The sequence below is a fragment of the Tolumonas auensis DSM 9187 genome, from assembly GCF_000023065.1.
Taxonomy (GTDB): Bacteria; Pseudomonadota; Gammaproteobacteria; order Enterobacterales; family Aeromonadaceae; genus Tolumonas; species Tolumonas auensis.
On record NC_012691.1, the window covers coordinates 2395135 to 2417344 of the forward strand.

General features: G+C 46.6%; 23 protein-coding genes. 5 read left to right on the top strand and 18 right to left on the bottom strand.

What is annotated here, in order from left to right; genetic code table 11:
• Nucleotides 1-9 precede the first annotated feature (9 nt).
• From TOLA_RS11095 to yceD, 13 genes are all read right to left on the bottom strand, one after another.
• On the bottom strand, nt 10-786 hold the full coding sequence (locus TOLA_RS11095; protein WP_015879252.1) for a TatD family hydrolase: 777 nt from the start codon (nt 784-786) through the stop codon (nt 10-12).
• Between the two features lie 3 nt (nt 787-789).
• Entirely contained in the window at nt 790-1749 is a 960-nt protein-coding gene (gene holB / locus TOLA_RS11100; protein ID WP_015879253.1) for a DNA polymerase III subunit delta', read from the bottom strand.
• The gene (tmk, locus tag TOLA_RS11105; RefSeq protein WP_015879254.1) at nt 1734-2363 is read right to left on the bottom strand and encodes a dTMP kinase; all 630 of its coding nucleotides are present in this window, start codon (nt 2361-2363) and stop codon (nt 1734-1736) included. Before tmk ends, holB begins: the two co-directional genes overlap by 16 nt.
• A complete protein-coding gene (mltG, locus tag TOLA_RS11110; RefSeq protein ID WP_425358059.1) occupies nt 2364-3407 on the bottom strand; it encodes an endolytic transglycosylase MltG in 1044 nt (347 codons plus the stop codon). It abuts the gene before it with no gap.
• Entirely contained in the window at nt 3352-4161 is an 810-nt protein-coding gene (pabC, locus tag TOLA_RS11115) for an aminodeoxychorismate lyase (protein ID WP_015879256.1), read from the bottom strand. The genes mltG and pabC overlap by 56 nt, the downstream gene beginning before the upstream one ends.
• Nucleotides 4162-4226: 65 nt before the next feature.
• The gene (fabF, locus tag TOLA_RS11120) at nt 4227-5468 is read right to left on the bottom strand and encodes a beta-ketoacyl-ACP synthase II (RefSeq protein ID WP_015879257.1); all 1242 of its coding nucleotides are present in this window, start codon (nt 5466-5468) and stop codon (nt 4227-4229) included.
• Nucleotides 5469-5548: 80 nt separating this feature from the next.
• Nucleotides 5549-5785, bottom strand: a complete 237-nt coding sequence (gene acpP, locus TOLA_RS11125) for an acyl carrier protein (protein WP_015879258.1) — start codon at nt 5783-5785, stop codon at nt 5549-5551.
• A 148-nt stretch (nt 5786-5933) separates the two neighbouring features.
• Nucleotides 5934-6668 (bottom strand): 3-oxoacyl-ACP reductase FabG, encoded by a 735-nt coding sequence (gene fabG / locus TOLA_RS11130; RefSeq protein ID WP_015879259.1) that lies wholly within the window; start codon nt 6666-6668, stop codon nt 5934-5936.
• Nucleotides 6669-6679: 11 nt separating this feature from the next.
• Nucleotides 6680-7615: an ACP S-malonyltransferase gene (fabD, locus tag TOLA_RS11135; RefSeq protein ID WP_015879260.1), complete on the bottom strand. Its 936-nt coding sequence runs from the start codon at nt 7613-7615 to the stop codon at nt 6680-6682.
• A gap of 17 nt (nt 7616-7632) precedes the next feature.
• Nucleotides 7633-8589: a beta-ketoacyl-ACP synthase III gene (locus TOLA_RS11140; RefSeq protein WP_015879261.1), complete on the bottom strand. Its 957-nt coding sequence runs from the start codon at nt 8587-8589 to the stop codon at nt 7633-7635.
• 8 nt (nt 8590-8597) lie between these two features.
• Entirely contained in the window at nt 8598-9617 is a 1020-nt protein-coding gene (gene plsX / locus TOLA_RS11145) for a phosphate acyltransferase PlsX (RefSeq protein ID WP_015879262.1), read from the bottom strand.
• A 23-nt stretch (nt 9618-9640) separates the two neighbouring features.
• Nucleotides 9641-9805 carry a 50S ribosomal protein L32 gene (gene rpmF / locus TOLA_RS11150; RefSeq protein ID WP_015879263.1) on the bottom strand — a complete coding sequence of 55 codons (165 nt, stop codon included), beginning with the start codon at nt 9803-9805 and terminating at the stop codon, nt 9641-9643.
• A 20-nt stretch (nt 9806-9825) separates the two neighbouring features.
• Nucleotides 9826-10347, bottom strand: a complete 522-nt coding sequence (gene yceD / locus TOLA_RS11155) for a 23S rRNA accumulation protein YceD (RefSeq protein ID WP_015879264.1) — start codon at nt 10345-10347, stop codon at nt 9826-9828.
• A 51-nt stretch (nt 10348-10398) separates the two neighbouring features.
• Between yceD and TOLA_RS11160 the strand changes: the two genes are divergently transcribed.
• Nucleotides 10399-10986, top strand: coding sequence for a Maf family protein (locus tag TOLA_RS11160; RefSeq protein ID WP_015879265.1), 588 nt, complete (start codon nt 10399-10401; stop codon nt 10984-10986).
• Between the two features lie 42 nt (nt 10987-11028).
• On the opposite strand, the gene TOLA_RS11165 is transcribed toward TOLA_RS11160, so the two are convergent.
• Nucleotides 11029-11691, bottom strand: coding sequence for an HAD family hydrolase (locus TOLA_RS11165; RefSeq protein ID WP_015879266.1), 663 nt, complete (start codon nt 11689-11691; stop codon nt 11029-11031).
• 1 nt (nt 11692) lies between these two features.
• On the bottom strand, nt 11693-12637 hold the full coding sequence (rluC, locus tag TOLA_RS11170; RefSeq protein WP_015879267.1) for a 23S rRNA pseudouridine(955/2504/2580) synthase RluC: 945 nt from the start codon (nt 12635-12637) through the stop codon (nt 11693-11695).
• Nucleotides 12638-12960: 323 nt separating this feature from the next.
• On the opposite strand from rluC, the gene rne reads away from it, so the two are divergent.
• From rne to ttcA, 4 genes are all read left to right on the top strand, one after another.
• Nucleotides 12961-15813 (top strand): ribonuclease E, encoded by a 2853-nt coding sequence (gene rne / locus TOLA_RS11175; protein ID WP_015879268.1) that lies wholly within the window; start codon nt 12961-12963, stop codon nt 15811-15813.
• Between the two features lie 149 nt (nt 15814-15962).
• The gene (locus tag TOLA_RS11180; RefSeq protein WP_015879269.1) at nt 15963-16721 is read left to right on the top strand and encodes an FNR family transcription factor; all 759 of its coding nucleotides are present in this window, start codon (nt 15963-15965) and stop codon (nt 16719-16721) included.
• Between the two features lie 115 nt (nt 16722-16836).
• Nucleotides 16837-17745 (top strand): universal stress protein UspE, encoded by a 909-nt coding sequence (gene uspE, locus TOLA_RS11185; protein WP_015879270.1) that lies wholly within the window; start codon nt 16837-16839, stop codon nt 17743-17745.
• Between the two features lie 70 nt (nt 17746-17815).
• The gene (ttcA, locus tag TOLA_RS11190; protein ID WP_015879271.1) at nt 17816-18724 is read left to right on the top strand and encodes a tRNA 2-thiocytidine(32) synthetase TtcA; all 909 of its coding nucleotides are present in this window, start codon (nt 17816-17818) and stop codon (nt 18722-18724) included.
• Nucleotides 18725-18779: 55 nt separating this feature from the next.
• Here ttcA and TOLA_RS11195 read toward each other — a convergent pair whose 3' ends face one another.
• The 3 genes from TOLA_RS11195 to TOLA_RS11205 all read right to left on the bottom strand — a co-directional run bounded on the left by TOLA_RS11195 (nt 18780) and on the right by TOLA_RS11205 (nt 21918).
• A complete protein-coding gene (locus TOLA_RS11195; RefSeq protein ID WP_015879272.1) occupies nt 18780-19586 on the bottom strand; it encodes a glucosaminidase domain-containing protein in 807 nt (268 codons plus the stop codon).
• A gap of 260 nt (nt 19587-19846) precedes the next feature.
• Nucleotides 19847-20791 (bottom strand): lauroyl-Kdo(2)-lipid IV(A) myristoyltransferase, encoded by a 945-nt coding sequence (gene lpxM / locus TOLA_RS11200; protein ID WP_015879273.1) that lies wholly within the window; start codon nt 20789-20791, stop codon nt 19847-19849.
• A 131-nt stretch (nt 20792-20922) separates the two neighbouring features.
• A complete protein-coding gene (locus TOLA_RS11205; protein WP_015879274.1) occupies nt 20923-21918 on the bottom strand; it encodes an adenosine deaminase in 996 nt (331 codons plus the stop codon).
• Nucleotides 21919-22210 lie beyond the last annotated feature (292 nt).

Consider the following 22210-nt stretch of genomic DNA (forward strand, 5'->3'; position numbering starts at 1 on the left):
TCATGGTATTCAGCGTTGAGCCTGAGCAAACAGACGGAAGAAATTCTCGCTGGTTTGCTCAGCCAGTGACTCCGTCGAAACGCCACGCAGTTCTGCGACAAATTTAGCCACATCAGCAACATAGGCTGGCTCATTCTGGTGTCCGCGATGCGGCACCGGAGCCAGATATGGTGAGTCAGTTTCAATCAGTAAACGATCAGCCGGGATCTGGCGGGTCACTTCTCTTAGTGCATCCGCATTACGGAATGTCACAATCCCGGAAATAGAAATATACATCCCCAGATCCAGCGCATCTTTCGCCATCGCCCAGTCTTCAGTGAAGCAATGCAATACACCACCGACTTCACCGGCTTGCTCTTCCCGTAAAATGGCCAGAGTATCTGCTTTGGCATCGCGGGTATGCACAATAACTGGTTTTTTCAGCTCACGGGAAACGCGGATGTGTTCACGGAACGCGTGCTGCTGTTCCGCTTTATTTTCAGTGCTGTAGTAGTAATCTAATCCTGTTTCGCCGATCGCAACCACCCGGGGATGTACAGCCAGCTCACGCAGCAACTCACCACTCCATGGTGATTCCAGATCCAGCGGATGCACACCACAGGAAGCAAACACATTAGGATAAGGCAGCACTGACGTTAACATCGCCGGAAAGGCTTCCAGCGTTACCGATACGGATAAGAAATGACTGACACCCCGTTGCCCAGCTTTATGTAATACATCAGCCAGATCATGGTGTTTCTTGTCGTAGTCGAGGCGATCAAGATGACAATGAGAATCCACTAACACTTGTTATTCCTTGGTAAGAAGTTGATTTAGCCAGTCGGCAAAGAGAATAGACGGCACAGCTGATGGCATATCCAGCAAAGATTGCTTCAGTAGCAATAGCTGTTGCAAACTTTCTAATAAACGCTCAGCAGGACGCTGAGCAAGAAATGACAATAAAGCCGGATGATCCGCGAACGGTAATTGCTGCATAACCACACCTTGTTGCAGTTTCAGCGCATCCAGCAATAACCGGCTCAGCCACTCAAATGTGACCGGCATAGCTGAGACCCAGCATTTGGTCAGACTGCTGATAGTCCAGGGTTGCTGCCGGTATGCATCCAGCGCATTAATGACTGCCAGCCGTTGCTGTTCACCACCTTCATTCAGATATTCCAGCGTACGAAGCGGAGCCCCCTGATTCAGGCGCAAGAGCGCGGGTGTGATTTCCCGGCCAGGCAATTGTTGTTGTAACCATGTCAGCGCCTGTTGTTCTTCAGCCTGCAATGTCCAGACCTGACAACGGCTGACAATGGTAGGTAACAACTTCATTGCTGATTCAGCCTGCAATATTAACAAGCTATTACCGGGTGGCTCTTCCAGCGTTTTTAATAACGCATTCTCTGCAGCTTCGGTCATCCGTTCCGCTTGCAGAATAACGGCAACCTTCCCTCGTCCCAATTGCGGACTGTTCATCAATTGAGCTGACAGTTGGCGGATAATATCTACGCCAATGGATTTAGCATCATCGGCGCCATATACATGCCAGTCAGGATGCGTCTGTTTACCGGATAACTGACAGGCATGGCACTTACCGCAAGGTGTATTCTGTTGTGGTTGTTCACACAAAAACAGAGAGGCCCATTGAACGGCTAATGCTGATTTACCTATTCCTGCCGGTCCGACCAGCAAAAATGCATGAGGCAGTCGCTTGCTGGCAAAAACCTGCTGAAACCGGAGCCAGTATGGCATCAGCCATGGATACATAAAGCCTGCTCCAGTGCAGCATTGATGGCTGCTTGTACCTGCTCAGGTGTCTGACTGGCGTCAATGATAGATATCCGGGGGTCTTGTCTGGCTAATTCCAGATAACGCGCCCGGGTGCGCTGAAAGAAAGCCAGAGCCTCCTGTTCAATACGATCTAATTCACCGCGCTGTCTGGCCCGGTGCAGACCAATCGCCGGATCAATATCCAGATATAAAGTCAGATCCGGCGCAAAATCCCCCAGTACAGCCTGCTTGATCTGGCTGATCAGTACCGGATCGATCCCCCTGCCACCGCCCTGATAAGCCTGAGAAGAGAGATCATGCCTGTCTCCCACAACCCAGTACCCGCTTTGCAAGGCTGGTTTAATGCGGTTTTCGACCAACTGAACTCTGGCGGCATACATCAGCAGCAATTCAGCCTGAACAGTCAGCGGTTCATCGTGCACTTCTTTCACTATGCTACGCATTTTTTCTGCCAGCGGCGTACCACCAGGTTCACGGGTTGTCTCTATCCGAGTAATACCATGCTGGCGTAACCAGTCCAGAACATAGCTAACTGCCGTGCTTTTCCCGGCACCTTCCAAACCTTCAATGACAATGAACTTACCGCTCATCTATTGCTCCAGCACATAGCGTCTTACCGCATTATTATGTTCTGCCAAAGAAGTTGAGAACTTATGAGCTCCACCACCCTTAGCCACAAAGTAGAGATAATTAGTTTTATCCGGATGTAATGCTGCTTTGATAGCAGCTTTCCCCGGCATCGCAATCGGTGTAGGAGGCAACCCGTCAATCACATAGGTGTTATATGGATTGTCGTCTTCCAGATCCCGGCGGCGGATATTCCCGTCATAACGATCTTTAACACCATAGATAACGGTCGGATCAGTCTGCAGTTTCATTTTCTTGTTTAAACGATTCACAAAGACAGATGCAATACGAGGGCGTTCATCCACTTTACCTGTCTCTTTCTCAATAATCGAAGCCATGATCAGGGCTTCATAAGGTGAATCATAAGGAACTGATTTATCTCTGTTTTTCCAGTTTTTTTCCAGATAGCCCTTCATCTCATTATGCGCCCGGCGCAAAATATCCCGGCTGGTTGAGCCGACAGTATAAGAATAAGTTTCGGGCAGAAACCAACCTTCTATATTTTCCTGCTCTATATTGAATTCACTGCGCAGGCTGTTGAGATCATCAGGTGTTAATGGTTGCTCCAGATACGGCGATTTACTGAGCGCTAGCAACCAGTCCTCAATACGTTGACCTTCTATCAGCGTGACGGAAAAAACAGCTTCCTTACCGCTGACAAACACCAAAAGCGCATGTTTAACGTTCCAGCCCTTTTCTATTTTATAAGTGCCGGCTTTGATTTGACTGAGTTCAGGATGCAATTTTAACCAGACGACAGACCAGAATGGTGAAACAGGTTCGGCCGCTAATTCCACCAAAACATCTTTCGCTTTAGCACCTTTCGCCACGGTATAAAGCCGAGAATTTCCTTTCAGCAGCACAGAATCAAGTTGCTGCCAGCTCCAGGAACCCCATGCAGTAAACGCACACAATGCAATCGCCATAACGGCTGTTAATATGCGTATTTTCTTAGGCCAACGCAGCCAACGCGTTTTGCAGGCGCTTAGCAAAGCGATGATCTTCATATTTGACATCTTTTATTCCTGTTACCGGTACAATCCCCATCAGTGCATTTGTCATCCAGACTTCATCTGCATCCAGCAGTATATCCAGCTCTGACGATACTGATTCAACAACATATTGCCAATCGGCCAGTTGCTGTATAACAAAGGCGCGCATCACACCACACACCCCGGATTGTTGCAAGTCAGGCGTAAAAAAACGATTATTTTTTCGCCAAAACAAATTGGCCGTAACCGCTTCAACAACATTGCCCTGCCAATCAAGAACAACCGCCTCAGCCATTCCCCTGCTATCCAGTTCATCCTTCAGCAACACTTGCTCAAGCCGGTTTAACGTCTTAAGACCAGCCAGCATTGGCTGCCATCCTAAACGCTGTTCAGCAACACCTAAGCAAATACCTTGCTGCTGCCAGACATTGTAATGAACCGGATAGGGATGTGAAGAAACAATAATGGTAGGTGACTGGCACCCCTGAGGGCTATATCCACGCCCTCCACTCCCCCGGGTAATGATTATTTTACCGCATGCTTCATCATCGCCGGCAGCTAGCTGGCAGCACTGTTCATATAACGAATCCAGATCCGGCAATGGCAACTTAAGCCGCGCACACCCTTCACGTAATCGTTGTATATGAAATTTCCATAGCTGGGGTTGATGGTTTTTCAGATGCAGAGTGGTGAACATACCGTCACCCAGTGTTAAGCCCCGATCCTGGGCTGAAACCTTAGTAACAGATGAACCATTAACCAGAAGCATAAAATGATCACAAATAAAAAGGGCCTGATAACAGTGTATCAGGCCCTTTGAAATAATATCGAGCGTTAAACGCGTTTAAAAATCAGTGAACCGTTAGTACCACCGAAACCAAACGAGTTAGATAATGCACACTCAAAATTACCTGGTTTGGCAACATTAGCGACCAGATCCAAATCACACTCATCATCCGGATTATCCAGATTGATAGTCGGAGGAGCGATCTGATCACGCAATGCCAGAACAGTGATGATAGCTTCAATCGCACCAGCAGCACCCAAGAGGTGACCTGTCATCGATTTAGTTGAGCTAACCATCAGATTATTGGCATGCGCACCAAATGTGCTTTTCACTGCACGCAGTTCTGTTTTATCACCTAATGGTGTAGAAGTACCGTGTGCATTGATATAACCAATGGCTTCCGGAGCAATACCTGCGTCACGGATCGCATTCTGCATCGCCTGCGCAGCACCTCTGCCATCTTCTGGCGGGGCTGTCATGTGATGAGCGTCACCGCTCATACCGAAACCGATCAGTTCAGCATAAATCTTAGCGCCACGCGCTTTTGCATGCTCGTATTCTTCCAGAACCACCACACCGGCACCATCGCCAAGAACAAAACCATCACGGTCTTTATCCCATGGACGACTTGCTTTTTGTGGTTCATCGTTACGGGCAGACAATGCTTTCGCAGCAGCGAAACCACCCATACCCATAGGGGTTGATGCTTTTTCTGTTCCACCAGCCACCATGGCATCTGCATCACCATAGGCAATCATGCGAGCGGCAAAACCAATCGAATGAGTACCAGAAGAGCATGCAGTTGTGATCGCGATGTTAGGACCACGCAATTTCTTCATGATGGACAGATGACCTGCCGCCATGTTGATGATCGTGGAAGGAACAAAAAACGGGCTCAGTTTACGCGGGCCACCACCTAACAGACTGTTATGGTTTGATTCAATCAAACCCAGACCACCGATACCAGAACCAATGGTTACACCAACGCGATGCGCATTAGCGTCAGTGATCTCAAGACCAGAGTCGGCCAGAGCCTGAATACCAGCAGCAACACCGTATTGAATGAATAAATCCATTTTACGGGCGTCTTTTTTGCTGATGCCATGTTCTTCGGGATCAAAATTCTTCACCAGACCTGCAAATTTGGTTGGGAAGTCAGTCGTATCGAAATGATCGATGGAGGTGATACCACTTTGGCCTTTTAACAAGGTCTGCCAAGATTCTTCAGCAGTGTTACCTACGGGAGACAACATCCCCAGGCCGGTCACCACTACTCTGCGCTTTGACACAGGAAAGCCTCCGGGAGGAAAATAACGGATGTTAAAACAAGAAACAGGAGCGTTAGAACCACGCTCCTGCTGTCAGGCGATTATTCCTGATGAGAAAGGATGTAATCGATAGCAGCTTGAACAGTAGTGATCTTTTCTGCTTCTTCATCAGGGATTTCAGTATCGAACTCTTCTTCCAGCGCCATTACCAGCTCAACGGTATCCAGAGAGTCAGCACCTAAATCATCAACAAAAGATGCTGCTGATTTAACGTCGTCTTCTTTAACACCCAGTTGTTCAATGATAATTTTCTTTACGCGTTCTTCGATAGTACTCATGACCTGATTTTTCCTTTAGAAATACGCAAATGCGTGTGTTGTCGTAGTGTATTCAATTGTTCATAGTTTGCAATACTCTTGGGGGCTGTCCCTTCAGGATTTTAGAAAAATTCCTCTATTTTCCGTCAAAAACACCCCCAAACGAATCTTAAACCATGTACATACCACCATTGACATGCAAAGTCTCACCGGTGATATAAGCGGCCTCATCAGAGGCCAAAAATGCCACTGCAGAAGCAATTTCCTGAGCAGATCCCAAGCGACCAGCCGGGACCTGACTCAGAATACCGTTACGCTGTTCATCATTAAGAACATGCGTCATATCTGTTTCAATAAAACCTGGAGCAACAGCATTGACAGTGATTCCACGGGAACCCACTTCACGCGCCAGGGATTTGGTGAAGCCTAATAAGCCCGCTTTAGCAGCAGCATAGTTCGTCTGACCAGCATTGCCCATAGTACCAACAACAGAACCAATGCTGATGATACGGCCATGACGTTTTTTCATCATGCTGCGTAATACGGCTTTAGATAAACGATATACCGATGACAAGTTGGTCTGGATGATGTCATCCCATTCGTCATCTTTCATACGCATCAGCAGATTGTCACGAGTGATACCCGCATTGTTGACCAGAATATCAACTTCACCATATTTAGCTTTGATAGCTGCAAACAATGCATCAATAGAAGCCTGCTCGGTCACATTCAATACCAATCCGGTACCCGCTTCACCCAGATATTCACTGATAGCTGCAGCACCTGATTCGCTGGTTGCAGTACCTACAACAGTCGCACCACGGCTTACAAATGTCTGAGCAATCGCTTTACCAATACCGCGAGTGGCGCCTGTGACCAGTACTACTTTACCTTGAAAATTCATTCTCATTCCTCTTACTGAACTTTGCTCAACGCATCCTGCAGACCTGCAACATCATTGATTGCACAGCCATCTACACGTTTATCAATACGTTTCACCAGACCAGTTAATACTTTACCTGGTCCCATTTCGATCTCAAAAGTGACGTCTTCATTCGCCATTCTTTCAACTGTCTCAGTCCAACGTACCGGACTGTACAGCTGACGAATCAATGCGTCTTTAATCGCTGCCGGATCAGTAACAGTCGCTACATCAGCATTATTGATAACCGGAATAACAGGCGCTTTAACGTCAAGGGCATCCAAAGCAACAGCCAGTTCATCCGCAGCTGGTTTCATCAATGCGCAATGAGATGGCACGCTAACTGGCAAAGGAAGGGCACGTTTAGCACCGGATTCTTTCATCAGTACGTTAGCACGCTCAACCGCTTCTTTATGACCAGCAATAACCACCTGACCAGGTGAGTTAAAGTTAACCGGAGAAACAACCTGGTCTTCAGCTGCTTTTTCACAGTTAGCAGCAATAGAATCGTTATCCAGACCGATAATGGCAGCCATGGCGCCAACACCTTCCGGCACGGCACGCTGCATAGCCTGACCACGCAGTTCAACCAGTTTAACTGCATCGGTAAAATTCAATGCGCCTGCACATACCAGTGCAGAATATTCACCTAAGCTATGGCCCGCCATCACAGCAGGAGTTGCGCCGCCCTGTGCTTGCCATAAACGCCATAAAGCAACAGAGCTGGTCAGCAATGCCGGTTGTGTTTTCCAGGTTTTATTCAGTTCTTCAGCCGGACCTTGTGTTACCAATTCAAACAGGTCATAGCCTAATACCGCACTGGCTTCTGCAAATGTTTCTTTAATGATGGGATAGGCTTCAGCCAGTTCAGCCAGCATGCCCACGCTCTGAGAACCTTGTCCCGGAAAGGCAATTGCAAACTTACTCATTTTTATTTCCTTTATTATCAATAACGAATCAGAGCAGAACCCCAGGTGAATCCACCACCAAAGGCTTCCAGCAGTAATAATTGGTCACGCTTGATACGGCCATCACGGATACCTTCATCCAGCGCAATAGGTACTGACGCAGAAGATGTATTACCGTGACGATCCAGTGTCAGGATCACCTGATCCATCGACATGCCTAATTTTTTCGCGGTTGCACTGATAATACGCCAGTTAGCCTGATGCGGGACCAGCCAATCCAGCTCGGATTTGTCGATGTGATTAGCTTCCAGTGTCTGAGTCACCAGTTCGCTCAAACGAGTTACCGCAACCTTAAATACATCATTACCTTTCATATACATATAGGCGTTTTCGGTATCATCAGAACCGCGTTGTACCTGAGGTAATTTCAGTAATTCGCCATAACGGCCATCTGCGAATAAATGTGTGGACAAAATACCTTGCTGTTCTGATGCACCTAATACAACAGCACCGGCACCATCACCAAATAAAATGATTGTGCCACGGTCATTTGGCTCACACGCACGGGATAATGTATCTGCACCAACAACCAGAATATGTTTAGCATTTCCAGCACGAATAAACTGATCTGCCACACTGAGGGCATAGGTGAACCCGGCACAAGCCGCTGCCAGATCAAATGCAGGAATACCGGGGCAATCAAGCATAGCCTGTAATTCACAAGCTGCTGCCGGGAACGCATTTTCAGCACTCGTAGTAGCAATGATAATCATATCCAGCTCAGCAGCGGGAATGCCTGCCGCTGACAACGCCTGTTGTGCAGCCTGAAACGACAATGAAGCAACAGTTTCATTATCGCCGGCTATACGACGTTCCCGGATACCGGTTCTTTCCACGATCCATTCATCACTGGTTTCGACCATACGCTCAAGATCAGCGTTAGTACGAACCTTTGCGGGTACATAACTACCCGTACCAAGAATTTTACTGAACATAAAGTGAATTAGCGCTCGTATGTGTGTTCTGCAATAAAGCGTTCTGAGATCCGACGCGGTAATTGTTGTTCGATCTCAGCCACTGCATGCAGAATGGCATTGGATAAAGCTCGCCGATCGGCGCGCCCATGACTTTTAATTACGATACCATTTAGCCCCAGAAGACTGGCACCATTATAGTGGTCAGGATGCATCACTGACAAAGAGGTTTGTATTTCTGCAGCCGTATTTGACTTGTTTTTTACTTTATCAGCCTCATTAGAGGCTTTTATTTGGCTATAAAAAAACCGGGCAATCCCTTCTGCGGTCTTCAATGCAATATTTCCGGTGAAGCCATCACAGACGATAACATCGGCCTGACCAGAAATAAGTTGATCTCCTTCCAGGAAACCAATGTAGTTAAATTGCTTATCAGAAGCCAGTAATTTAGCCGTCTCCTGAACAAGTTTGCTGCCCTTGATGACCTCTTCTCCGACATTTAATAAAGCAATTTTCGGAGAAGAAACAGCATGAACATGCTTTGCAAATAAATCCCCCAGGCAAGCAAATTGCCATAGCATCTCAGGGGTACAATTCACGTTACATCCCAGATCGAGCATGACGGTGTGTCGCCCGTGCAGGTTAGGCAAGGATGAACATAATGCAGGCCGTTTCAGATGCGGCAACATTGTGAGCACCCGCATCGCCATAACCATCAATGCGCCGGTATTCCCGCCACTGACACATGCCTGCGCCCGACCTGAACTAACCAACTCCAGCATAACTCGCATGGAAGAATCTGTTTTATTGCGCAAAGCAATAACAGGACGTTCAGCCATAGATACAGATTGGGATGCGTGAACTAAATGTAAACGGGGATGAGAAGAAAGCGCGTGTTGTTGCAGCAGTGGAACAAGTTGGTTTTGATCACCAACAAGAAGAATATTCAGCTTTGGCAAAAGCGACAGTGCCTGCGCAGCGGCAGGCACTGTTTCGGAGGGACCGAAGTCCCCCCCCATGGCATCTAACGCTACCGTTAGAACAGACAAAAGGCAGATCCGCGTTACAGAACTTAGATTACCTTTTTGCCACGGTAGTAACCATCAGCGGTCACGTGGTGACGACGATGAGTTTCACCGCTGGTTGAATCAACGCTCAGCTGCGCAGCAGTCAGTGCATCGTGTGAACGACGCATACCACGGCGTGAACGGGTTTTACGGTTCTGTTGTACGGCCATTGACCTTACTCCTAATTAACTTACTTGCGTTTCAAACTAGTTAGAACAGCAAACGGGTTAGGGCGCTCATCAGCAGGATTGATCTCACCCCACGTCATTTGCGCACCAGCCATTGGACATTCGTCCTCTGGGTGCATAGCCACTATCGGCATACTGAGAATTAATTCATCCTCGAGTAGCTCATTAAGATCAAACTCACCGTTCTCATCAAGCTCAACGAGCTCGTAAGATTCCGGCAGCTCATCCTCTATCGTATTCTTCAAAAGAGGAGTATACGAAAACGCAGCCTTGCAGTGGTATTCAAATTCACCTGAGCAACGCTGACACTCAACGATTAATGTAACTTCCGCAGTACCCTGCAGAACTACTAAACCTTGAGCGTCAGTGAAAAGACTCAGAGTGGCTTCAATATCACCAACAATTCTCTTCGAGGATTCGGCCAGACGTGGCATATGCTTAGCTTCAACAATTCCCTGATAATCAAGGCGTTTGGCAGCGCAACGTACTGGGTCGATCTTTATGGGCAGTTTCACCTTTTGCATAAGGCGGGCATGATATAGACACAACCCAAGATAGTCAAAGGAAAAACCACTATGAACGCACCTGATTTGATACTGGCATCAACATCAGTCTACCGACGGGCTCTTCTGGAAAAGCTGGCCCTGCCCTTCCGGTGTATGGCGCCCCATGTTGATGAAACACCACGACAGGGCGAATCGGCTGAGCAATTGGTACAGCGTCTGGCACTGGAAAAGGCGAAAGCGGTTGCCAGTCAGAATCCGGGGAGCTGGGTTATCGGCAGCGATCAGGTTTGTACCATAAACGGCATGGTTGTTGGAAAGCCAGGCTCAGAATCAGCAGCCATAGCCCAGTTACAGGCAGCGTCAGGTCAGAGGATCAGCTTCTATACCGGCTTATGTTTGTATGATGCCGCTCAGGCGCGCTACCAGCTACTGGCTGAGCCCTTTCATGTTCATTTCCGGAGCTTGTCATCAGGACAAATTAAGCGGTATATAAAGGCGGAAGCCCCGTTTGACTGTGCCGGCAGTTTTAAATCTGAAGGTTTAGGTATCACTTTATTTCGTCAGCTGGAAGGTCGTGACCCCAATAGTCTGATTGGACTACCACTGATAGCGTTGGTTGATATGCTTGCCGCATGGGAACTTGAATTACCGCTATAAGAATAACTCCTGGCCCGTAAGCACGATGCCAGGAGTATTTCATCATGATAAACGCCGGGCGTTCAGATGCAGATGTAAATCAGGAACTGAGTCGACAATAGCAACTGGTTGATGTTGTTCCAGCAAAGCTCTGTCATGCACGCCCCAGGTTACCCCGATGCTATCCATGCCGATAGCCTTGGCCATGGCGAGATCATGTACCGAGTCCCCTACCATAACAGCCTTGTGTGCCGGCAGCTTCAGCTCATCCAGGATCTGTTGCAGCATAAGCGGATCCGGTTTTGATTTTGCTTCATCTGCACCACGGCAGCTACAAAACAGCTCCGCCATTTCTGTTTCCGCCAACACGCGCTCCAGGCCGCTACGTGATTTACCTGTCGCGACAGCCAGTTGTTTTCCGTTAGCATGCAATTGCCTCATCATGCCATTAACACCGGAAAACAGCGGGGTTGGCGTATCATCAAGATGCTTATAGTAATTACTATAATGCTGAATCAACATATTACGCTGTTCATCTGATGCTAAAGGAAACAACCGTTGCATCGATACCTGCAAACTAAGTCCGATGATGTCTTTGACCGAATGAATAGCAGGCACAGGTAAATTACAGACCTGCGCTGCTTTTTGCATAGAGGAAACGATCCGACTGACCGAATCCATCAGCGTACCATCCCAGTCAAAAATGATGAGTTGATACTCTTTCATATTATTTTTCCAAACGATCCAACGCTGATTGCAACTCTTTGTCCAGCGGCGCCTCCACGGACATTTCCTTCCCTGTAACAGGATGTGTAAATGTCAGACGATAAGCATGCAAGAATAAGCGATGTAAACCCGCTTTTTTTACCTGCTCATCAAAGTCACGTTCACCATACTTATCATCACAGGCAATCGGATGACCCGCATGCAACGTATGCACACGAATCTGATGTGTGCGCCCCGTAATCGGGCTCGCCATCACTAATGTTGCATGCGCAAATTTCTGCATGATCTGAAAACGGGTTTCAGAGGGTTTACCTTCACTGTTCACACGAACAATCCGTTCTCCGGATTGCAGGATATTTTTCAGCAAAGGTGCATTCACCGCTTTCACATGTGGCTGCCACTGACCACGTACCAGTGCGAGATATTGCTTACGCATCGTTTTGACACGTAACTGCTCATGCAGATGTTTCAATGCACTGCGCTTTTTGGCAACTAACAATAGCCCTGAAGTATCCCGATCCAGACGGTGCACCAGTTCCAGAAAACGACTTTCCGGTCTTAACGCCCGTAGCCCTTCAATCACGCCAAAGCTCAGTCCGCTGCCACCGTGGACAGCTAAACCTGATGGTTTATTCAGCACAATGATCGCTTCATCTTCATAGATGATTTGATGAGCCAATGCTTGCACTGAACCGAGTTTGGACGAAGGCAGTTCATTCTCTTCGGCTACCCGAACAGGAGGAACACGAATCTCATCGCCAACACAGAGTTTATACTCAGGTTTAATGCGTTTTTTATTAACTCGCACCTCTCCTTTGCGCAAAATACGGTAAATGAGGCTTTTAGGAACCCCTTTTAGCTGAGTTTTCAAAAAGTTATCTATGCGTTGTCCATCTTGCTCAGCATCAATAGTGATGAACTGTACGCCAGGATTTGTATTATTCATGTATTAATTCTAACTCAGCCATTGATGATTGTCGCAAACTCATTACAGCATGCCTTGCGCTGCTTCAACGGAAAATGGAATAATGAAGTGATTTTCTATATAAAGCGTAAGGCTGGTTGTTGCCTACGTATCAGAAAATCATCGATTCTTCACTCGCCCCCTTGTCGCAAGGGAGGAAACATGAACGCACCTAAAAGTGCGCCTCACGCATGTCCCAACCGGGAGGTTGCCAATACATGCCATTAAGACCCGAGGCCGGTAGTGTCTGTTTCAAGCAACGGTGAAGTACATAATCAAAACAATTTACAAAAACAGAGATTTGAATGAAAAGAATGCTTATTAACGCAACTCAGGAAGAAGAGTTGCGTGTAGCCCTCGTTGATGGGCAGCGTATTTATGATCTGGATATTGAAAATCCGGGCCATGAGCAGAAAAAAGCCAACATTTACAAAGGGAAAATCACTCGTATCGAGCCAAGTCTGGAAGCAGCCTTCGTTGATTATGGTGCTGAGCGCCATGGTTTCCTGCCGCTCAAAGAGATTGCCCGCGAATATTTTCCTGAAAACTATACCTTCCACGGTCGCCCTAATATCAAAGAAGTGATCAAAGAAGGTTTAGAAGTTATCGTTCAGATTGATAAAGAAGAACGTGGCAATAAAGGTGCTGCGTTAACTACCTTTATCAGTCTGGCTGGCAGCTATCTGGTTCTGATGCCGAATAACCCCCGCGCCGGTGGTATTTCCCGCCGGATTGAGGGTGATGAACGTACTGAACTGAAAGAAGCCATGAACGGTCTGGAAGTCCCGTCCGGAATGGGATTGATTGTTCGTACCGCAGGCGTCGGTAAATCACAGGAAGAACTGGAGTGGGATCTGAATATCCTGCTGAAACACTGGAATGCTATCAAAACAGCATCCAGCAACCGGGCAGCGCCATTCCTGATCCATCAGGAAAGTAACGTTATTGTTCGCGCTATTCGTGACTATCTGCGCCGGGATATCGGTGAAATCCTGATTGATAGTGAAACCATTTTTGAACGAGCTAAACAACATATTGAATTGGTTCGTCCGGATTTCGTCAATCGCGTAAAACTGTATAAAAGTGAAATTCCACTTTTCACTCATTTCCAGATCGAAAGTCAGATTGAATCTGCTTTCCAGCGTGAAGTGCGTTTGCCATCCGGTGGTTCAATCGTTATTGATCCGACCGAAGCGCTGACTTCTATTGATATCAACTCATCCCGGGCAACCAAGGGTGGTGATATTGAAGAAACGGCTCTGCAAACCAATCTGGAAGCAGCCGATGAAATCGCCCGTCAATTGCGTCTGCGCGATTTAGGTGGGTTGATCGTTATCGACTTTATCGATATGACGCCTGTCCGCCATCAGCGTGAAGTTGAAAATCGTCTGCGTGATGCCGTGCGTCAGGATCGTGCACGTATTCAGTTAGGCCGTATTTCCCGCTTCGGGCTGCTGGAATTATCCCGTCAGCGTTTACGTCCTTCACTGAATGAGTCCAGTACTCATGTCTGCCCGCGTTGCAGTGGTCAGGGTTTCATCCGTGACAATGAATCGCTGGCACTGAGTATCCTGCGTCTTATCGAAGAAGAAGCACTGAAAGATAATACTGAGCAGGTTATTGCTCAGGTTCCTGTTGATGTTGCCGCTTATTTGCTTAACGAAAAACGTCAGGCAGTGCTAACGCTCGAACAACGCCACAAAGTTCAGTTGCTGATTATTCCAAATACTCGTTTGGAAACGCCACACTTTGAAGTGTCTCGTTTCCGTTCAGGCGAAGAAAGCGATGCACTCAGTTATGAATTAAAAACTGAAGCTCCGGTTGAAGAATATCAACCAAAACCACAGCAGATTATTGCACCGGCAGAACAACCAGCCTTGCAGGGTTTCGTTGCACCGAGTGTACCGGCTCCAACGCCAGTTAATACCCCAACTCCGGTTGTCGCAAAACCAGCAGCTGAAGGTTTACTGTCACGCCTATTCGGCTTTATTGGTGCATTATTTAAAGGTTCTGCTGAAACTCAGGTAGCAGAAGAAAAACCACCGGTTAAAGAGCGTCCGCAACCGCGTCGTCGTGATAACCGCAATAATAACCGTAAACGTAATACCTCCTATGCTGCGCGTAACCGTGAAGAAGATGTTGCTGGTACTGCAGCACCAGAAGAAAAAACTCAGACCACTCCGGTTCGTCAGCCTCGTCGCCCTCGACAAGACCGGGCGGAACGAACTGACCGACCTTCTGTACGTGACAATAACGTTGAAAAAGAGTCGCCAGCAGTTAAACCTGAGCGTACGCCTAAAGAACGTAAGCCACGCAATGAAGTACCTGCACCTGCTGCAGTGGCTGAAGAACAACAGGATGTATCCCGTAAAGAACAGCGTGTTGAAGAACGTCGTGAACGCCGCAATATGCGTAAGAAAGTACGGATAAGCGATGAAACAGTCCAAACTGAGATTGTTGCAGCGAAGCCTGAAACTGAAACAGTAGTGGCAGAAGCACAACCTCGTACACGCCGTCGCCGCAATAACGCTGAACGGAATGCGGAAGAAAAAGCAATTCAGACTGTAACGTCCACCGAGACAGTTTCTGAAGCACCAGTTCAGGAACAGGCTGTGGAAACGGTAGTTGTGACAGAAGTAATTCCACAGCAACAAGCTGATGCTTTGCCTCAGGTAGTCGTTTCTGAAAGCCCTGTTGAAACACCAGTTGTTGCGGAAACATCGCTGGTAGCAGAACCTGCAGAAAAAACCGAAGTGACGGTGATTGAGTCACCTGAAGCAGCGGTAGTTACTGAACAGGCTGCTTCTGATATGCAGACAACAGCAGAGACCATTATCGCTGTGGAAATAGCAGCACCTGTCGTTGTGATTGCTGAACCCGTAGCAGTGGAAGAAACAGTTAAATCAGAACCTGTTGTTATCAGCACCGCAACTGCGGTTGTTGTTAATAAACCCAAGGCTCATGGTTTGATTGAACGTGTCCGTTTTGCTAATGCTGCAATGACTCGTCCTGCCGAAATGCCTTTACCACCAGCTCAGCCAAAAGGAGATTATCCTCCTTATGAGCGTAAGCCGGTAAATGGTAGTGGCCGTGCAGCAGGCACTTCTACTCTGAAGCAACAGGCATCAGCTCCAGCCGGACGCCCTGAAGCCCGATAAGACTCAAAATCCGCCGTTGTCATATTCAACGGCGGATTTATTTACCGATACCCTTACGTTCACAGATAAAAGCTCATCATTATTGCTACCCAAACCACCCCGGTTAATGGTATATTTTTGACTAAAATCAAAAATCAAATAGCGTCAAGATGATCCAGGACAAAGCAAAAGCTAAAAGACCTCCATCGTGTGGCGGTACTATTCATTGTCATGATTGCAGTATCAGCCAACTCTGCATCCCTTTTTCGCTTAACACCTCCGAATTAGACCTTCTTGACTCCATCATTGAACGAAAAAAACCCATCCAGAAAGGCGAAACATTATTTAAAGCCGGTGATGAGTTAAAATCGTTATTTGCTATTCGTTCCGGAACAGTTAAGTCTTATACAATTACCGAGCAAGGTGATGAACAGATAACTGGCTTTCATTTAGCCGGCGATCTGGTTGGCTTTGATGCTGTCACCAGACAGTATCACCCCTCATTCGCACAGGCGCTGGAAACATCCATGGTCTGTGAAATCCCTTATGAAGTACTGGATGAACTCTCCGGTAAAATGTCCAAACTACGTCAGCAGATAATGCGTCTGATGAGTAATGAAATTATCTGTGATCAGGAGATGATTTTATTACTGTCGAAGAAAAATGCTGAAGAACGTCTGGCTGCATTTCTTAACAGCCTGTCAACCCGTTTCTCCCAGCGTGGTTTCTCTCCCAGAGAATTCCGTCTGGCGATGACACGCGGTGATATAGGTAATTATTTAGGCCTTACCGTAGAAACCATCAGTCGGCTGCTCGGACGCTTTCAGAAGATAGGATTGATCAAGGTTAAAGGTAAATATGTGACCATTCTTGACCCTGCCGCACTATCCCAAATAGCAGGTTCAGCCGGAAATCAAACACCCGAATAGTCTCTGGAAATAAATACCTTACGGAGTATGCTTGATCTAACGGTTATCTCGCTATAAATCGACTACGCTGAATAATGTAGTAATCATAGCTATATCGTTACCCAAGGAGGCTCCTATGATTAAATATCGGAATATCCTGGTAGTAATCGATCCGACCATGCCTGAACAACCAGCATTATTGCGTGCGGTGGAACTGGCCAGGTTAGAGGATGTTACCCGAATCAAAGTATTTCTTGCGATTTATGATTTCTCGTATGAAATAACTTCAATTTTATCGAATGAAGAGCGAGAAGAAATGCGGCAAGGGGTGGTAACTCATCGTCTTGGCTGGCTTTCCGGTATGATCAAACCTTATCAGGCCGAAGGTCTTGATATTGAGCCTAAAGTGATTTGGCACAGTCGTCCTTTTGAATGTATTCTTCAGGAAGTGAAAGAACATGGGCATGATTTGGTGATCACCAGTGCTCATCATCATTCGCTGCTAAAATCTTTTATCTTTACGCCAAGTGACTGGCATTTACTGCGCAAGTGTCCTTGCCCGGTTCTGGTAACAAAACATCATGGCTGGCCTGCAGGTGGTAATATTCTAGCTGCCATCAATATCAGCGATGAACCGGAACAAATGTCGCTGAATGAAAGAATTATTCATGAAGCAAAAGTTATCTCCCAATTAGCGAAAGCTAATCTTCATCTGGTTAATGCGTTCCCTGCCCCTATCGTAAATATTGCGCTTGAATTACCGGGTTTCAGCCCTGAACTATATAGTGATGCAATGCAGCAACATCATAAGACCGAGATGGAAGAATACGCCCGTAAGTTCGATATTCCGGCTGAATGTATCCATATTGTCGAAGGGATGCCAGAAGATGTCTTACCGGAATTGGCGCACTCTCTGGATGCTGAATTGACTATTCTTGGTAGTGTAGGCCGTACCGGCTGGTCTGCCGCTTTTATTGGTAATACTGCTGAACGAGTTGTAGACAGTATCCAGGGGGATTTGCTGGTAGTTAAAGCGTACGAATAATATTACTTTACTTGCTCCTGAAGTGACGGCCGCTATAATTGCGGCCTGTCTTTTTTGGGGTTCAGCCACGATGCAAGATCTTTCCGCCAAGCAACAATATAACAATAACAAACTACAAAAACGTCTGCGCCGACACATCGGTCAGGCTATCGCTGATTTCAACATGATCGAAGAAGGTGATCGTGTGATGGTTTGTTTATCTGGCGGAAAAGACAGCTTTGCTATGCTGGATATTTTGCGAAATCTGCAGGCCAGTGCACCGATTAATTTCGATATTGTGGCAGTTAACCTCGATCAGAAGCAACCGGGATTTCCGCCAGAAGTGTTGCCCCAGTATCTTGATAGTATCGGTGTGGAATATAAGATCGTAGAAGAAGATACCTACTCGATCGTGAAAGAAAAAATCCCGGAAGGTAAAACTACCTGTTCTCTCTGTTCCCGTCTGCGTCGCGGTATTTTATATCGTACTGCCAGTGAATTAGGTGCGACTAAAATTGCATTAGGACATCACCGTGATGATATTCTGGAAACCTTGATGCTGAATATGTTTTATGCCGGCAAGTTAAAAGCTATGCCGCCAAAACTGGTCAGTGATGATGGTAAGCATGTTGTTATCCGGCCACTGGCTTACTGCCACGAAAAAGATCTGATCCGTTATGCCGAATGGAAAGAGTTCCCGATCATCCCATGCAACCTTTGCGGCTCTCAGGAAAATCTGCAACGCAAAGCAATGAAAGAGATGCTGAATGAGTGGGATCGTCGTTTCCCGGGGCGGATTGAAACCATGTTTAATGCCATACAAAACATCACACCAAGCCATCTGATGGATCATAAGCTGTTTGACTTTAAATCGATCAACAGTAGCAGTGGCGTAATTGATGGAGGCGATATTGCTTTTGATAAACCGGATATTCCCGCTGTACCACAATTAATGGTTATTGAGCCGGATGACCGTGTAGAGATTATCGAGCTGAATTGATACACCTAATAAAAAAGCGCCGATTTTAAACGGCGCTTTTTTCTGCAGAACCAGATTAACGGCGGTGAATAGCTGGATTCATACCTGATGAACGCCAGTATTGTTTGTTAGAACGGATCATACCCTGTATCCGTTTGACATAACCGTCACCCTGAGTCGAGTAACGCCGTAAACCTTTGGCTAACACGACAGCATCCATAGGCTGTTCATTAGCTCGCATATCGGCACGAAGTTCACGAACCTTACTGTAGGCCGGATGCGAATTCAGATTCTGCATATATGCACGTACCGCCATTTCCGGTGAGCTGAATTTTTTTGCTCTAACCACATTGGAACGGTATGGCGTTATGCCGCAGCTGGCACTTTGGCAGAAATGACCAAAGTAATTATTAGATTTCCTGGCCAGACGGGATGTACCCCAGCCAGATTCTGTGGCTGCCTGGCTAAAAACTAATTCCGGCGGCAATATATCAACACGAACCAGAAGACGATCAATATCATCGCTATGGTTATCGGTCAGTTCCTGACGATATTGATTGGCTACACCTTGTAACCATGTCAGTTGCCCATCAGATAACAAAATCCCATCCTGCAACTGCTGTTGTAATTTTCCCAGCTGTTTACGTTGAGACAATATATCCGAGGTGACCTGTTGATAGGAAGGCAGAAGATAGGCGACAAATGCACGCTTACGTTGTTCAGCGTCCTTTATCGAATCAAAATCAGGAACGTCTTGTTCCCGGTCTGCCATGAGTGATGACGTAGATTTTACAGACTCTAAGTTGTCTGCACTATTTACTGTCAGGGGTAGCAGAGCGCTTAATGCTCCACACACCAGAAATAACCTGGCAAATAACTTCATGCAACGATGCTCCCAGAGTTTTTCAGCTACCGACAATGGCGCTGATTCACCTGATTTAAACAAACCGCCCCTGTGCGGCACTACACTCCTTTGTAGGTTTTATCAGTTAAGTTGAACAAGATGTGATCACTATAGCATCGGGTTATCGATAATCGCAAATTTTTTGGCTTTTCCATCAAAAGTGGGCACGTTTAATGCGTATGGTGAAAACGGTTTCACACTGTACATTAAACAACCATACACATGTATAAAAAGCCAGTTTATTCAGGACGATATGAACGCTTACCACCGTCAGGCAAAGAACGAAAATACTTCAGAAACCACATATATTGTTCCGGTTGGTTTTTGAGCAAAAATTCGATCTCTGTATTCATATATTGAACATCGGCCATCAGATCTGATGTGGGATATGGTGCCATCGCGGGTCTTATTTGTAGCTCATATTTTCGGCTTGTTTCATTATATGTAGCCAAAACGGGTAACACGATTGCGCCGGAAAGTTTGGCTAATTTAGGCAGTGCAGGTAGTGTTGCTTTCGGAACCCCGAACAATGAAACGAATACACTTGCCTCATGCCCATGATCCTGGTCCGGAAGATAAAAGAAGTGATAGCCATTACGCATATCTTTGATAATTGGTTTCAAACCGGCACTACGTTCATACACCTTACCGCCAAAGCGCACACGCTGATGGTTCAGAAACCAGTCATATACCGGATTTCTGGCGTTGTGCATCATAGTGCACATTTGTAAGCCCATACCGGAAAAATAGAGGCCACAGGCATCAATGGTCCAGGTATGCGGGATCATAAAAATAATGGGTTTTCCGGTCTGCAGGGCAGACTCTACATGTTCCCAACCATTCGGTTTGATGCGACGCAGAAATAATGAAGAAGGCAAAAATGTCGGTTCACCTAGTGCAAAGAAACCTTTCAGACCAACAGAAATGCTGCGATACAGCATAGCTTCGCGTTCTTCATCACTTAATTCAGGAAAGCAAAGACCAATATTAAGGCGTGCGGCATAACATTGTCTGGATGAGAAACGAAGCAGCAGATTTGCAAATGATGCCGCTAATGCATCCCGCAAACGCACAGGCATCCAGGCTAATAATGCCAGCAAAAAAATACTGAACCAGGTCATCCAATAACGCGGATGCAATAAAGCGAGTGGTAATTTATGGTCCAACGCGGGATCTTTGGTCATTTCAGGCCCATTCAAATCGATATTCAAGCGTGCATGATAGAAAAATTTTATCCGTGCGTCACCGATCCTGCTAATACAAAAAGCAACGCGTACTATCCATGTACGCAGAAAATTTACACAAAGAATAAAGATCAGACATAAGCCAGAATACGATTACGTAATACTTCTTTCTCTTTTTCCGGCAACCAGCAGGCTTCAACACTATTCAGAGCCAGACGGCGAATTTGCTCTTTAGATGCCATCAGAGAATCGGCTAACGCCTGATAGTTCTCATTCATGTAACCACCAAAATAAGCCGGATCATCTGAATTTACAGTTACACAAACCCCTTTATCCAGTAAGTCGAGGATATTGTGATCGGCCATCGAATCAAAAACCCGCAGTTTCAGATTCGATAACGGACAGACCGTCAAGGGAATGCGTTCAGCAACCAAACGAGCCACCAGCAAGGGATCATCCACACAACGGACACCATGATCGATTCGCTCGGTGTTCAGAACGTCCAAGGCGTCCCAAATATAACTGGCAGGCCCTTCTTCACCGGCATGCGCTACTACTCTGAATCCAAGTTCACAAGCTTTAGCAAATACGCGTGCAAATTTCTGAGGCGGATTACCCACTTCTGATGAATCCAGTCCGACACCATCAATCCATGCTTTGAATGGCAAGCTTTTTTCTAATGTTTCAAAGGCTGATTCTTCACTGAGGTGTCGCAGGAAACACATGATCAGACATGAGCTGACACCTAATGTTTTTCTGCCTGCAACCAACGCCGAATGAATACCGCCAATAACAGTCGCAAAATCAATACCGCGATCCAGATGCGTTTGCGGATCAAAGAAAATCTCGGTATGCATGACGCGATCCTGACGACAGCGCATCAGATAAGCCCAGGTAAGATCGTAAAAATCCTGCTCTGTCTGCAATACATCGGCCCCCTGATAATAAAGATCAAGGAAGGATTGGAGGTCAGAAAAATTATACGCCGCACGTAAACTCTCCACGTCGGCATAAGGTAATGAAATGCCATTCCGTTCAGCCAGAGCAAAGGTCAGTTCGGGCTCAAGCGTACCTTCTATATGTAAATGCAATTCAACTTTGGGTAGCCCCGCAATAAATGACTCCACGCCATAGCCCTCCTGAGTTTAGTTTGTCCGGTGTAATGAAACTGATCCTGTCCACGAAAACAAGGTCTAATAATGAAAAAAGCTCTTATTTCCTTTTGTGATGTTGTATTTACAGCCGTTTGCTCTTCTGTTTTATGCAAAGACCGTGAGAGTATGCAGGAGTAATGGTATAGTCATGGCAAATTCAGGTGGCGAAGCGGGAGAGAAAAGCCAGTAAATGGTTCATCTCCGCAGTTTTTCTGCTTGCAGGATCCGCCCTCTCTCTGGCAGATTGAATATTCGGTCATAATGG